Raw genomic sequence first — 14,728 nt, 5'->3', positions numbered from 1 at the left:
AAAAAAGGGAATCTTTGTTTCTAAAATGGTGGAAGACGTTTAAAAATCCATTCTGGAATGATCTGGATGATAAACATGATGAAACGCCAAGGCCAACGAATATAAACTTCATTGCTTTTATTTAATCCAGCGGAGACAATTTTTTCACCCGCTTTTTCTGGTGTTAATGTTAACCAGGGAATTAAATTGTGTCCCATTGACATCTTCGTGTAGACTGGCCCTAGTAAAATTGTACCAATGTGTACACCATTTGGGAAAACGAGTGCTCGCAATCCAGAAACGTAAGTAGTTAAACCTGCTTTTGCACTACCGTATATGTAATTTAATTTTCTTCCTCTGATCCCAGCAACAGAGCTAACAACTGTAATGTTTCCAGATTTCCTTTTTTCCATGTTTATCGAAATGGTATTCACAAGTGCAACAACTCCAGTGAAATTGATTTGAATGGTTTTTTCTAATTCTCTCCAATTTTCTCTGGCGAATATTTGGTCCTCATAATAACCTACGAGGATATAAACATGATTTGGCTCTACACTTAGTCCAGAATAGAAGGAATCAAAAGATTCCATGTTTGTGATGTCTAATTCATAGATTTGAATTAAAGTATTGTATTTTGAAAGGATTTCCTTTTGTATATCAGATAACTTTTGTTTGTCTCTGCCGGTAATGGAAATGGAATGTCTTCGTTTAGCTAAAGACTCAACGACCCAAACTCCAATATCAGAAGTACCTCCAACCACTAAAGAATGTATCATACTCATTAATTATTCCTTTGACCATTTTTTGATCATGAAAACCAATTCTTGCATTAACAGAGGTTTTGTCATGAAATCATTCATTCCGGCTGCAAGGCATTTTTCTTTTTCTTCTTCCATCACATTAGCAGTTAGTGCAATGATAATAGGTTGTTTTGCTAAAATTGAATTTTGCCTAATTTGTTTGGTTACTTGGATTCCGTCCAGATCTGGCATTTGAACATCTAAAAATATCAAATCTGGTTTTTCATTTTCCACTACTTTTAGTGTTTCGTTTCCATTTTCTGCAACTAGGGCTGAATAACCAAGTTTTTTCAAAAACATTTTTGAAACTTTCAGATTGATGGAATCATCATCAGCAATCAAGATTTTTGCAGGGTATTGTTCTGCCAAATGTTTTTCCCACTCAACGACGTTTAGGATACTTTGGTTTGTTGTATCCTTGATTGTTTTGATTGTATCATGAGTGAGTTCGACTGGGATTTCAACTTGAAAAATGGATCCTTTCCCTAATTCAGATTGCACTGAGATATTTCCTGATAATTCTTCTACGATTTTTTTAGTGATCGTAAGTCCTAGTCCAGTTCCATTTGTTTTTCCAGACAAGTGAGAATGGATTTGCATAAACGGTTGGAAAAGTTCTCCTATTTTTTCATTTGGGATCCCAATTCCAGTGTCCTTCACTTGTAAGACCAATTGACTTTTTTTATCATTGATTGTAGCAGATGATACGATGAGTGAGATCCATCCACTCTCAGTAAACTTAACTGCATTTCCCAAAAGATTAGAAAGGATTTGAGCGAAACGTCTTTGGTCTGTGATGATGGTATCAGGAATTTCACCATCAATGACTAATTCTATTTTCACTGATTCAGTGTTCAATTTCGATTTGAATAATTGAACCATATCATTTAATAATTTTTTTAGAACGATTGGTTCTAATCTTAATTCAAATTTACCTGACTCTAATTTTGTTAAATCTAATATATCGTTTATTAATAATAAGAGGTTTTCTCCGCTAAATTGAATTAAACTTAGATATTCCTTTTGTTCTTCTGTTAAGTTGGTTTGTCCAAACATTTGAGTCATACCCAAAATCCCATTCATTGGTGTTCGGATTTCATGGCTCATTGTGGATAAAAAAGCAGATTTAAATTTTACTTCTGCAAGAGCTAACTCTTTCTCTTGTTTGAGTTTCTCTCGATTTTTAAAATTTTGGATCATCCGATCTGCAATGAATAAAGCCTGTGATAACCCAAATACTAAAAATCCATATTGTGCGAGATAAGCAGTTCCTTTTTTTGCAAATTCTGTTAAGATATCTAATGAAAAAAGTAACATTGTTGAAACGAGGGAAAATAGAAAAAATTTTGCACCAGGTTTTTTGATCAAAACACCGTGAACAATTGGATACAATAATGAAAACAATCCAAGTAAGGATAAGATTAAATGATATGATTGTATTTGTGAATAAATGGGAATTGGGAAAGGAATTCCAAACAACAAAAGTATTGCACAGAAATAATTCGACAAATAGATGAATGAATATTTTTTATCAGGGTAAACTTCTTTTACATATCTAACAAAGGAAAGGTATAATAAAGTAAATGAAAATCCATTGAGTCTAACCATGATTTCATAAACACCCATAGGAAGATAATTGTAAATAAGTCGAGTTTCTCCAATGCTAAGTAACCTAACCGATGCAAGAAAACAGACAAAGGAAAAATAAAGGTGAGTTTTTTCATCTCTCCAAAATAAAAATAATACAAAGTGAAAAAAGGCAAGTGTGCCAAGAGAAGCCATAACTAAAATATCACGACTGGTGGCTTCAAAAAATGATTTAGTGATACCTTCGTGTGTTCCAATCAGATATGGTGTCGCAATTCCGCAAACATGATAATGAAAACAAGACACTTGGATGTTTAAATTGATTTCACTATCATTTCGTGAAGGAAGGGCTATGGTTTGTATGTTGATACTCGAAATCTCTGACTCACTATCGAGACCTACCTTTCCAGATTCATAAATTTTTTCTTCACCAACAAAGATTTTAAATGCATTTCTTGTGACACCGTTTTGTAAGTAAAAAGTTTTTGCATTTGGATTCACTAAGATTTTTAACTGTAGGGTGGCATATCCCGCTTTGTAGGGAACACCCATGTGATTTGTCCAATTGCCAGGAATTTTTGTAAGAACGGAATGATCATTTTGTTTGGTTAACAATTGTTTCCACTCTATCTTCCAATCACCATTTAAGGGGACATTCCCATTGAGTTCAAAATTCCAATTTCTTAGATCCAATACTCCTTTTTCGGCTGTGGGAGGGTTTGGTTTGTCGGAAGAAAAACATCCTGCTAAAGTTAAGATTAAAAATGGAATCGTTACTTTCAGAATGAATCGAAGGACCATCTCTAATATTATGACGATATGATGTAAGGCGATCCTACAATCTATTTACTAAAATTCAGGATTTTATTTTTAATCCATAAGTAGACCAAGTGGAAATAGTTTGGTTTTCGTATATATCCTAATTTTCTTAACTGATCCTTGTTTTGAAACCCTTTCAATTTGTCTGGGTTTGCAATTGTTAGAATTTCACTGATTTTGTTTCCCTCAATCATAATGAACTGTACAAAATTGGGAAATCCATCCTTTCCATATCCAATGGTGATGGGACTCCCGTTCGCATAACCAAAGTAAACCGTTGATGAATTGATCACCTTTTTTGTTGTTTGTTTTAAGAATGTTATCACTCGAATGATTCCAGGAATCGGAATCCTTGCTGCATGGACTTTCCCACCACCATCAGAATAGGCAATCACATCCTCTTTGAGTAATTGAGAAAGTGCGTTTGTATCTTGTTTGATGCAAGCCAAACTGAATTCCATTAGTAGTTTCTCTTGGTGTTTGGGATCTGGATCAAATTTTTTTCTTCGTTCTTTTAAAGCCTGTTTGGCTCTACTTAGAATTTTCCTTGTGTATCCGGGGGTTTTTCCAATAATTTTTGAGATTAATTCAAAATCAAAATCGAACGATTCACGTAATAAAAAAACTGCACGTTCAAATGGATTTAATGTTTCCAGTAATACTAAAAATGCAAAATTTATTTTTTCATCATCGATACTGGAAGTGAATTCAGGAATTGGTTCTGGCAAATAAGGTCCAATATAGGTTTCCCTTTTGCGTGATGCTTTTTTCAATAAATCAAAGGCAAGTCTTGCCACGATACTTCCTAAGTAGGATTTAGGATTTTCTACCTTCGTGTGATTCACAGAGAGCCACTTTAGGTAACTCTCTTGTAGGATATCTTCTGCGTCTGCATAACTACCTGTAATTCTGTAGGCAATGGAAAACAAATATGGTTTCCATTCTAAAAAGGATAGTAAATTTTCCAATTTATGTTTCTCCCTATTGTACCATTGTTTTCTTAAATGCAATTGTATATCTAATACCATTCCCTTTCGGCCAGAAATAAAATCGAAATGGTAGATACTTTTCCATCCGTAAAACAATCAGTGTAAAACGATTTACACATTCTTTGATCAATGCTCCTAACTTTCCTTTGATTATTTTTTCTTTTGGAGTATCATCAAAGTTTGTCCATTGGATGAGGCCATCGTTTCTGCCCAGAGAAACACAACGTCCAAAAAAATGGAATCGAAAGGGAGAAAGGTTTCGATTGCGGAATACATCGGATATGGTATCGGCAACATAAGCTCCCATTGGTAAGGCAGTGACACATCCCATCCGTAGATGAGAAGGTTCTAACTTGGCCGCATCTCCAGCAACATATACATTCTGGTATTGTTTGGATCGTAAAAAAGGATCAACAAAGACTTGGTTGGATTCATTTGTGTTAAATCCAGATTTTGTGAGTAAATCATTAACCTGAAAGCCTGTGCAGTTCATAAAAGTGTCGTAATGTAACTCTGTTTGGTCCTGGAACCTAATTTTATTTTTCTCAATCTTTTTGATTAACTTCGCTTCGATCACTCTGATTCCTAAAGATTCAAACTTATTTTTGATATATTCCTTTCCAATTTTGGAAAAGGATTTTGCAAAATGATTTTGATCCACAATGGTAACATTTGTGTTTGGATATTTTTCTTTCCATTCTGAAGCAAATTCAATACCTGTTAGTCCACCACCTAATATACATAAGTGACCTATATCTTCTGGGCATTTTGATTTTAAAAATACGTCCAATGACTCTTTTGATTGGATTGAATTTTCATCTTCCATTTTGGTTTTGGTATTTTGGCTTCCAATGGAAACAACTAAATAATCGTAATTGTATACAATTGGGCCTTGATTCGTTTTTACTTCCACTTCATTTGAATTGGGTGAAATTTTTGTGACTTTGCCAATAGTAAACTGAATCTTATTTCTAATGAGATCTTGTACCTTTACTTTTTTTTCCTTTCTCCGAGATGCCAGTTCGTGGAATCGAATCCTTTCTTGGAAGAACTCAGAATTGGAAATGAGTATTACTTCTATATCCTTATTTTGTTTTTGCAAACGATTGGCACAAAGTATTCCCGCATAACCCGCACCTAAAATCAAAACCTTTTTTTTCATAGGAAACCTCCCTAACATGACGATGGAAGGGGGTCGGTTTGTGACAATTTTAGATAAAAAATGGACTTGCATTAACAAACGATATTGGAACAAGATCACCCATGCAGAAATGGAAACAAAAACTTGTTTTTTGGACAATTTTGATTTTTTCCATCTATCCAGGTGCTTTCCTTTGGAGCCAAGGTTTTGATAAAGGAAATTTCATCCTTTATGGCATGGGGATGGGAGGAGTTGGAAATAATTCAGGGAGCATTCAAAAGGCAGTTTTTAATCGCAACTTTCCAAATTATTTAGTGATCAATTCACCTTTCTCTGACACTACATCCCGTTATCTATTATATGAATTTTATTCCAATGTCACCGAAGATAGAGCAAGACTATCAAGTCGCGGTGGAGAAGTTGGATTTGAATACGGATTGTTCCGTTATTTTGGTTTAGGCCTTTCTGTTTCGAACCAAGTCATCACATCTTCCTATTTTCAAACGGTTGATAACCGAGTTGTTTTATTGTATTCACTACTTGCTGACACTGCGACCAATCAGTTGGCACGTTTAGTAACAGGAGATCTATACAGTTTCGGAGCGCAAAGGAAAAGAGATGTTTTTAATGCATTGTCTGCGGATTTAAATTTTTTCATTCACTTTATGCCTAACCAACAATTTGATCCCTATTTTAGATTTGGCGGTGGATCTGGCGCTGAACGGTTGTATGGTGGAAGTACAAATCGAGTTTTTGGTTCCTTGGGTATTCGTTATCATTTTAATCATCGTTTTTTTATTAGTTCGGAAGTGGAACATGCAAATGTTTATATGGTGAATTATGAAGCACCATCGGCTGGTTATAGAAATAAAGGAAACTATGAGGAAACTACAATCAAATTTGGACTTGGACTCAGTTTTGGCTCAAATCCAGAACCTGTAATCAAAGAAGAATCTCCAAAACGAGTGATCGATTCCATCCCCAATGATGAACAATTGAAAACAGCCAGTATACCGAATGAATCGAAACTCGAACGTTTTGTATTCTTTGCAAGTGAGATATTTGATTTACCATCCAGTCGCATCCATTTGGAAGGACGTGCAAGGTTAGATGCGATTGCAAGAAGTTTAGAGAATGAATTTAAAGAATATGATATTCTCATCATTACTTATACTTCACCTTACAAAGAAGACTTACCAGGTAACTTCGAAAATTATGATTTAGGATTTGAAAGAGCACAAGCTATCTCTCGCGTCCTAAGAGAAAAAGGTGTTAGTCCCAGAAGGATCATCGACTCCACACAAGGATCAGCTATGTACACTGTGGAGTCGAAGGAAAAAGTTGTGATCGAACTTAGGAAAAAAGTTAAGTAACTAAGGTTTTTAATCCCAATAATTCTTCTGTTCTTTTGCGACTCAATGAGCAGAGTTCTGGCTGATCTTTCATTGATTCACCGAAACTTGGAATCATGGTTTTTAACTTATCTCTCCATTCTTTGGATTTCATTTCATTTGGAAAACAGTCCGAAAGAACTTCCAACATGATGGAAACAGAAGTTGATGCTCCAGGGCTTGCACCGAGAAGGGCCGCAAGGGATCCGTCTTTTGCTGACACAACCTCTGTTCCAAATTCTAATACTCCACCTTCTTCCTCATCTTTTTTGATGACTTGAACCCTTTGCCCAGCGACAACCAGTTCCCAGTCTTCCGAATTCACTTCAGGAAAATATTCTCTTAATGCTTCAATTCGATCTTCGTGAGATTGTAAGGCTTGGCTAATCAGATACTTTGTCAAAGGAAGGTTGTGCATCCCTGCTGATAACATAGGGAAAATATTATCAAATTCCAAAGATTTTACTAAATCCAAATAAGAACCTTTTTTCAGAAATTTTGTCGTAAAACCAGCGTAAGGTCCAAATAACAATTCTTTTTTCCCTTCAATGATACGTGTATCCAAATGAGGAACAGACATAGGAGGGGAACCAACATTTGCTTTGCCATAAACTTTTGCAAAATGTTCTTTGATGATGTTTTTATTTTTGCATCGTAACCATTGTCCACTGACGGGAAATCCTCCGAAACCAGATGCCTCAGGAATATCAGATTTTTCTAAAAGAGGTAAACTTCCGCCACCCGCGCCAATAAAAACAAATTTTGCTTCATGGTGTTCTTTTTCATGAGTTTGTAAATTATGAGATGTTAGGTGCCAATTTCCATTTTCACTTCTCTCTAAATCTTTAACATCTTCAAAATAGTGGACATGAACGTCAGAAAACGTTTCTAAGTAACGAAACATAGCGCGTGTTAAGGTCCCAAAATTGACATCAGTTCCTAAATCCATTCGAGTTGCTGCCACTTTTTCATTAGGATCACGACCCTTCATAACAAGAGGGAGCCATTCTGAAATCGTTTTTGTGTCTTCTGTGTAGATTAGTCCATTAAACAGTTCATATTGTTTGAGTGCGTTAAATCGTTTCTCTAAAAAACGAACATTTTCATCTCCCCAAACAAAACTTAAATGGGGAACTGAATGGATAAAATCCTCTGGATCGATGATTTGTTTGATACCTGCAAGGTAGGCCCAAAATTCCTTTGAAATTTCATAGGACTCAGCGATTTGCAGGGCTTTTTTTGTCTGAATGGATCCATCTTCATTCTCAACCGTATAATTTAATTCACAAAAAGCAGAGTGTCCTGTACCTGCATTGTTCCAGGCGTTGGAACTTTCTCTTGCCGCAGCATCGAGTCTTTCTAAAACTGTTATCGTTAGGTGGGGGTTTAATTCTTTTAATAGTACTCCCAAAGTGGCACTCATGATTCCTGCTCCGATGAGAATCACATCTGACTTGGTTCCAATTGTATCTTTTTCTTTCATCCTATCCTTCTTGTATGAATAAAGGTTACTTTCTCTATCAAAAAACTGTCCAATATATAGGGTAATCTCATTGAAAGCGTTCTTTGTATTTTTGTCAGTATTAACATCCTTACTTGGATTTATCTATTATTATTCTACCTTTCGATTAATCTCAGGACTTTCACTGAATGGTCCCATTGTTACCATGATTCTTGTTGGAATTGGAGCCCTGGTTCTCCTTGTCCCCTTAACGTATGCCTTTAGTCGTATTTCGAAACGGGAAAAAACCCAGACATTTTTTGCCTATGTCACTTTCACCAATTTTGGATTTTTTTCGATCCTTTTCACTTTGGTTCTACTCATGGATCTACTACGACTGCTTGATATTGGGATAGTTTCTGATTATTCCAGACTTTTGTTTTCGACCTTACTACATTTTGGGTTTCCGATTGATGGAGTGACAGAGGTAAAAAACTTCAGTTTGGCATTTTCAACCATTGTTGTTGCCACTGCGCTGAGTTCTCTTGGGTTTTACAATGCACATGTTCGATTAACTACCAAACATGTTAAGATTCCGGTTGGCAATTTACACCCTGACCTACATCAATTTAAAATTGTACAAATTTCAGATGTTCACATTGGTCCTACGATCAAAGAAAAATTCCTACGAAGAGTGGTTGGAAAAATCAACGCACAAATTCCTGATGTTGTTGTCATCACTGGAGATTTAGTAGATGGACCAGCAGTTACACTCAAACACCACTTAAAACCTTTAGCTGATATCCAGTCAAAATATGGAACCTTTTATGTAACGGGAAATCACGAATATTATTCCGGAGTTTTATCTTGGTTACCTGAGATTGAAGCTTTAGGAATTCGAGTTTTGCTCAATGAGAACCAAACGATCCCAGTAGGGAATGCCAAATTATTAATGGCAGGTGTTACCGATTTAACCGCCGGAACTATGATTAAATCCCACCAAACAAATCCTAAACGAGCCATGGTTGGAGGGGAAAATTGTGACTATAAAATCCTTTTGGCTCACCAACCGAATAGTGTGTATGAAGCAAACAAAGTTGGATTTCATTTACAAATTTCTGGTCATACACATGGTGGGCAATTTTTCCCTGGCAACATACTCATATACTTTGCACAAAAATTTGTGGCTGGACTTCATCGTTACAAAGATACACAAATCTATGTAAGCCGAGGTACCGGATATTGGGGGCCTCCGTTCCGTTTGGGAGCTCCCTCTGAGATTTCTGTCTTGGAATTAGAATCTAACCTTTGATTCGAACCATTTTTGTATTTTAAATTTACCAGGGAACGGTCATCCTGTTCTGTTCACTGTTAAAAAAAATATGAAAATAGATGCTCTCACTTTGCTTTTCTGAAAACTTTGTCAAATCGCAAGGTAGGTTGGTAGAGAATGACAGAGAATCGTTTGATTAGGAAATTATCTATTGCCATTGAAGCTCCTTTATACCTTTTAATTTTCCCTTATTTTATTAATTTTTGTTTATTCGCATCTGGTTTTGACACTAATACACTCATCCAACTTGCCTTACTCGGTACTTTATTATCACTTGTTCCGTTAATTGTGGGAATCACTTTACGCACACGTCGATTAAAACACTTACTGAGTTATTCCCACTTAACAGATGCAGAATCGATTTCCAAATTGAAAAAAGGATTATTGGAACACCCGCGTTGGGAAGGTAGGGTAATCCTAATTCGTTGGACAATATCTATTTTTGGGTTTTCGTTTATGGCTGTCACAGTTTTGGGTTTACCTTGGAATGAAATATTTGCTCTTCCTTACGCCTGTGTGATGTTAGTTCCTATTATTTATTTAGCATTCTATTTCCAATCAGAAGTATATTTAAGTGGAGTATTAAGGAACAAAATCCTTGCGGATGTTCCACTAGATGATTCTAGGCTTCGTGTTTTTGGAGTTTTCCAGAGAAATTTGTGTACAGTTTTAGCAGTAGCAATATTACCGATGTTAACCTTTGGTTATTATTTATTTTTAATTTTAGCAACAAACTTTCGATCCCCTTATTGGTTTTATCAATTACCCATTGTATTTGTGATGATGTTGGTCATTATGGTGTATGCTGCTTATGTAGGTAGTAAATCTTTAAAGGAAGACATTGGTAATCTTAATCATTCGATTGAAACCTTATCAAAAGGAGAACTTTCGGAATCGATTCCGCAACTTTCTGCGACAAATTTAAGTCATACGATTGTGAAACTCAATTTGTTTATGGATTCGTTACGTGTCTATTTTCAAACGGCAAAAAAAGAAGCGGTCACTCTCTCTGATACTTCAAAAACGATTCTCAACAAAGGCATTGAGATAGATTCGCAAGTAGTATCTGAAAAAAATAAAATTGATTCAACATTTGCTTCTGTGCAACAAATTCAAAACCTATCGAAAGCCACTTACGAACGTGTGTTATCTCAAAAAGACAAAACCAATTTTTTGGCAAATGAATTAACTCGGGTAACACAAGAGATGACAAATCTCTCAATAAAAGCGGAAGAATTGGTAATCAATACGAATCACTCCATCGGTACTGTAAAGATTTCAGGAGACGCTATCCAGTCTGCCTATGAAAAAGTGGAACTCATGAACCAAATGAGTGAAAATATTAAATCTGCCATCTCCATAGTCGAAGATATTTCCGATCGAGTGAACTTACTCTCTCTCAATGCATCGATTGAAGCAGCAAGAGCAGGATCCATGGGACGTGGTTTTGCCGTGGTTGCAAGTGAAGTATCTCGTCTTGCAGATGAAACAGCAAAGAACATAGAAGAGATCAAACGTGTTGTCAAATTATCGCAGGTTGCATCTAAAGAAAGTTTGGAATCTATGAAAGAAATTATCTCCACAAATAATGATGTAAAATCCAAATTTGAAGAAATCTCCCAAGTAGCACAACTTTTTGGTCACACAAGTGAAACCAGTTCAGAAAATGTGAAGTCATTGAAAGAACTGGTGGGGGAATTCCAAATGGATGCCGAAAAAATCACAAGTGAAATGGAATTACAAACTATATACACGGAAACTTCCAATTCCAACTTACAAGAGTTATGGGAAAATCACTCTCAGATTTCAACAACCTTTGGTGAAATATCCGAGGAAGCAAATCGTTTGCAATTGGTTTCTGACTCCATGGAAAAGATTGTTTCTAGGTTTCGGTTTTGAATGCGGATGGGATATTAATTGCATTGAAACTAAAATCCTATATCCAGGCAAAAGATTGAGATACAGTAAAATAGAATATCGGATCTAAGACAAAAATTTCAAAAACTCACCGGATCGATCAATCTATTGGGTAAGCTTTTGAAAGGTATTTTATGATTCTCTTTTTGCTTTTGGTTTTAATGAGTGAATTTTAAAGTCATACCTATTGAATCAATTTTTGTAATCGTATTTAGATTTTTCTCCTCACCAATTAAATTTAATAATTGGTCAACGGTCCCACCTTCATTTTTTTCCCATCCTATCCCACAAATTTCTCCGTCCTTGTTTTTGAGATAAATCTTTGCACGTCGGTAAGGAGTGCCATTTCCCAATTCAATATTGTAGTATACATAACACATTGCGTCTGTAATCGGAACATTGGTGGCATCAACCATAGCGATTTGAGTTCCGCCTTGGACGACTTCGATCTGTCGAATGTTTACTGGGTGGTGTTCTACTACGGTAATACAAACTTGGCCAGGAACTCTTCCCATACATTGGTTTAGTTTTTCTAAATTTTCTGCTTCTTTCGCAATTGTGATTAACGAAAGTGGAATGACACTTGAATTATTTGATTCCTCTTTACAGGAACTAACTAAACAAAATAGAAGAATTAAGTTTAGAAAGAATGATAATGCTCTATTTTTGAAATCTTTAATTACTTTCATTTTACTTTTTCTCCTCTATAATCCCGATGCAAAATAAAAACTTCGAATATCAGATTGGCCTGCAGAATCAGTGACTCTTAGCATGAACGTCCAACCAGGCCCAAACCACCAAGTGGCTCCTCCAACCAGACGTCCTGTATTAGGATCTAACCATGAATTGGTTGGCAATCCCCCGCCTTCATATGACCAACTATATGGTGGCGTTCCTCCAGAAGCAACAAATTGAAAGTCCCAGGGTAAAAACCAACGACCAGCTGGACAAGCGATTTGATCGACTGCACCACAATCGGCAACGATATTGGGTCTTTGCGGTGAAGGGACTAACGCAGTCAGTGTTGCACCAATGTTGATTCTTCCACAACCAAAGTATTCACGGTCAATCGAAGTGTTTCCGGTTTGGGTGAGTGGAGTTGCTTGATTACACATTGATTTTAAAATGTCTTTCGAATGGTAATTAGAATCGATCGATAAAATTAATGCAGCTAGTCCTGAAACCATTGGAGCAGCCATAGAAGTTCCAGTTTTGAATACATAATTTCCATTTGTAGATGTAGAGAATATACTTGTGCCTGGAGCAGAGATATCTACTTTCCCATAATTTGAAGAAATATTTTTCCTAGTATATGAAAATGCAGAGTCGAGATTTCCTACGGAAATAACTTCATTATATGATGCAGGGTAAGATCCTGAAAATTCTGCAGTTCCTGGGAAAGATGCGATCCTTCTATTATCATTTCCAGAAGATGCTACCATGGTTACTCGTTTTGCTTCTGCATAACGGACAGCATCTCTTGTTAAAGAATAAGTAAATACTCTAACTAGACAAGCCCATTGACAATATACGTACGCTTCGCCCCCAAGACTCATATTGATGACTTTGGCACCTACATTGACTGCTTCAAGGATGCCGTAGGCGACTAGTCGATCACTAGAACTAGGTTTATTACCTGCAACATGTGTTACATGATCCCAACCTTGTGCGCCATTATAGAAGGGGCTAGAGACTTCCAAATGGGTGACACATTCATAAGGAAAAATTCCCCAATGGTAGCAGGTCGCAGGTAAAAATGATCTGTTTTGGATGATTTTCCCCATTAAGTCTGGATGGGTATCATCAATCTCTGTGTCGATTACGGCAATTTTTACACCTGAAGACCCAGTTGTAATGTTCCATCCATTATATGCATTAATAGCTGTTAAATATGCACTTTGAAATTTTGAACAAAAGAAACAACCTGTATTTGCCTCAGGATCATCTGGAACCATGTCTGGTTCTGACTTAGAATTAGTTGTCGCCCATTCAATACCTGGCTTGTTCGTAAGTGCAAAGTTTACTTGGAGAAGGTCTACTCTTGCTTCAAACAATAAGAAATATGTCCGATCGAGTCCAATTAATTTTGCAGTTTCTGGATCTACATTTGTGTCATCTGCAACAAAAGGTAAGATGGACAATAAAGAATATTTTTCTAATATAGCATCTATTTCTTGAAGTCCCACTTTATTGGAATCGATGTTTTCAATTGGTTTAGTAAGTTTTACAATGAGAATTCCTGGCGTGTAAGGTAACTCAAACGAAGCTTTTTTGATAGTGGCAATTTGATTTGGTAATGTAAAAGAATTTTCTGAATAGTTGTATTGTAATTGAGATAAATCGAAGTTTAGTTTAAGATTTGTGGTGAAACCAGTAATGACTTCGAAATTACCTTTCATTTCAATTTGAGTAGAATTTGTAAAATGAAATCCAAATGATTCTTCATTGATCCAAGCATTCCCGTGATGAGCATCTAGAACGAACTTAATCGATTTATACTTTCCTTTTGGAATATTTGAAATTGACGCTATACCAGGCGCATTCATTCCAAAAGAAATAATGTCAACAAGAGTGGAATTGAAATTTGTTTCCAATTCTAACCCGTCTTCAGAGGTTACTATAATTTTTTTAATCTGAATCTTGATTTGATTCGGTATCACTTCCCAATCTTAGGTGCACCGGCACGATAGAGAACATCCGCGCTTGGCAAATTTTTATAAGATCCTTGAATTCCTAGTTTTCCTTCTTGCGGACCTCCTGGATTAATTTGGTACTCCCCAGATTTAATCTTTTCTACAACTATATTTGCTTGGATCTCTCCACCTTCTTGGATAGGATCTGTTATTGGATCTAAAGAATTTGTCGGAGGGGGAGAATAAAAAAGAGATGTAAGTAGGTTACCACTGTTTGTCTGTTTTTTTTCACAACTCAATACGAAAGCAAGTGTGAATATGAAAGAAATTAAAAAGAAAAATTTTCGATTATAATTTATTGGCCGCATATCAAGTCGAATGTCAACATAACAGTAGTTTTAGTCAATTTTATTTGAAGTTTGTAACGAAAATTTAGCGTCCGTTTTGCGAAAGCAGACAGCTGTTTGGTTTTGGTTAATTTCAAGAAATGAGATTGAACTTAATTCATTTTTTTTGAATAGAGCGCATAATTGAAGTTAGGATAATTTGGGCAATTCGTACGGTTCCAGTCATCGCTGCAAGTTAATGCGACATAATCTAAAACGATTCAAATTCTATCTAATTTTCCCTGCTAAATTCCTCTTCTTTTTTCATAAAAAAAATGCAAAATGTCTCATAATCCCGGACAATTTTTACAA

The 14,728-nt window shown here is 35.9% G+C and carries 11 protein-coding genes; 3 read left to right on the top strand and 8 right to left on the bottom strand.

Going from position 1 to position 14,728, the window contains the following annotated elements; translation table 11 throughout:
* Positions 1–20: 20 nt before the first annotated feature.
* From DI076_RS08595 to DI076_RS08580, 4 genes are read right to left on the bottom strand one after another with little or no spacing between them, the layout of a single operon-like run.
* Complete coding sequence (locus DI076_RS08595) at positions 21–755, bottom strand: SDR family NAD(P)-dependent oxidoreductase (RefSeq protein WP_108959539.1); 735 nt, start codon at positions 753–755, stop codon at positions 21–23.
* A gap of 9 nt (positions 756–764) precedes the next feature.
* Positions 765–3,167: a response regulator gene (locus DI076_RS08590; RefSeq protein WP_108959538.1), complete on the bottom strand. Its 2,403-nt coding sequence runs from the start codon at positions 3,165–3,167 to the stop codon at positions 765–767.
* Between the two features lie 41 nt (positions 3,168–3,208).
* Positions 3,209–4,153, bottom strand: coding sequence for a sigma-70 family RNA polymerase sigma factor (locus DI076_RS08585; protein ID WP_108960873.1), 945 nt, complete (start codon positions 4,151–4,153; stop codon positions 3,209–3,211).
* Positions 4,154–4,166: 13 nt separating this feature from the next.
* On the bottom strand, positions 4,167–5,474 hold the full coding sequence (locus DI076_RS08580; RefSeq protein WP_245918352.1) for an NAD(P)/FAD-dependent oxidoreductase: 1,308 nt from the start codon (positions 5,472–5,474) through the stop codon (positions 4,167–4,169).
* Between DI076_RS08580 and DI076_RS08575 the strand changes: the two genes are divergently transcribed.
* A complete protein-coding gene (locus DI076_RS08575; protein WP_108959537.1) occupies positions 5,438–6,688 on the top strand; it encodes an OmpA family protein in 1,251 nt (416 codons plus the stop codon). The genes DI076_RS08580 and DI076_RS08575 overlap by 37 nt on opposite strands.
* On the opposite strand, the gene DI076_RS08570 is transcribed toward DI076_RS08575, so the two are convergent.
* Positions 6,681–8,189 carry a malate:quinone oxidoreductase gene (locus DI076_RS08570; RefSeq protein ID WP_108959536.1) on the bottom strand — a complete coding sequence of 503 codons (1,509 nt, stop codon included), beginning with the start codon at positions 8,187–8,189 and terminating at the stop codon, positions 6,681–6,683. The genes DI076_RS08575 and DI076_RS08570 overlap by 8 nt on opposite strands.
* 70 nt (positions 8,190–8,259) lie before the next feature.
* Between DI076_RS08570 and DI076_RS08565 the strand changes: the two genes are divergently transcribed.
* Together DI076_RS08565 and DI076_RS08560 are read left to right on the top strand one after the other, a co-directional pair.
* Positions 8,260–9,459: a metallophosphoesterase gene (locus tag DI076_RS08565; RefSeq protein ID WP_108959535.1), complete on the top strand. Its 1,200-nt coding sequence runs from the start codon at positions 8,260–8,262 to the stop codon at positions 9,457–9,459.
* 138 nt (positions 9,460–9,597) lie between these two features.
* Positions 9,598–11,379: a methyl-accepting chemotaxis protein gene (locus DI076_RS08560; protein WP_108959534.1), complete on the top strand. Its 1,782-nt coding sequence runs from the start codon at positions 9,598–9,600 to the stop codon at positions 11,377–11,379.
* Positions 11,380–11,555: 176 nt separating this feature from the next.
* On the opposite strand, the gene DI076_RS08555 is transcribed toward DI076_RS08560, so the two are convergent.
* The 3 genes from DI076_RS08555 to DI076_RS08545 are packed head-to-tail and all read right to left on the bottom strand — an operon-like array spanning position 11,556 to position 14,398.
* Positions 11,556–12,086 (bottom strand): hypothetical protein, encoded by a 531-nt coding sequence (locus tag DI076_RS08555; protein ID WP_108959533.1) that lies wholly within the window; start codon positions 12,084–12,086, stop codon positions 11,556–11,558.
* Positions 12,087–12,101: 15 nt separating this feature from the next.
* On the bottom strand, positions 12,102–14,057 hold the full coding sequence (locus DI076_RS08550) for a S8 family serine peptidase (RefSeq protein WP_108959532.1): 1,956 nt from the start codon (positions 14,055–14,057) through the stop codon (positions 12,102–12,104).
* A complete protein-coding gene (locus DI076_RS08545) occupies positions 14,054–14,398 on the bottom strand; it encodes a hypothetical protein (RefSeq protein ID WP_108959531.1) in 345 nt (114 codons plus the stop codon). The genes DI076_RS08550 and DI076_RS08545 overlap by 4 nt, the downstream gene beginning before the upstream one ends.
* Positions 14,399–14,728 lie beyond the last annotated feature (330 nt).

This window comes from Leptospira ellinghausenii, assembly GCF_003114815.1.
In the GTDB taxonomy this organism is placed as follows: Bacteria; Spirochaetota; Leptospiria; order Leptospirales; family Leptospiraceae; genus Leptospira_A; species Leptospira_A ellinghausenii.
The sequence above is the reverse complement of the archived record's forward strand: the minus strand, read 5'-3'. Positions and strand labels throughout refer to the sequence as shown.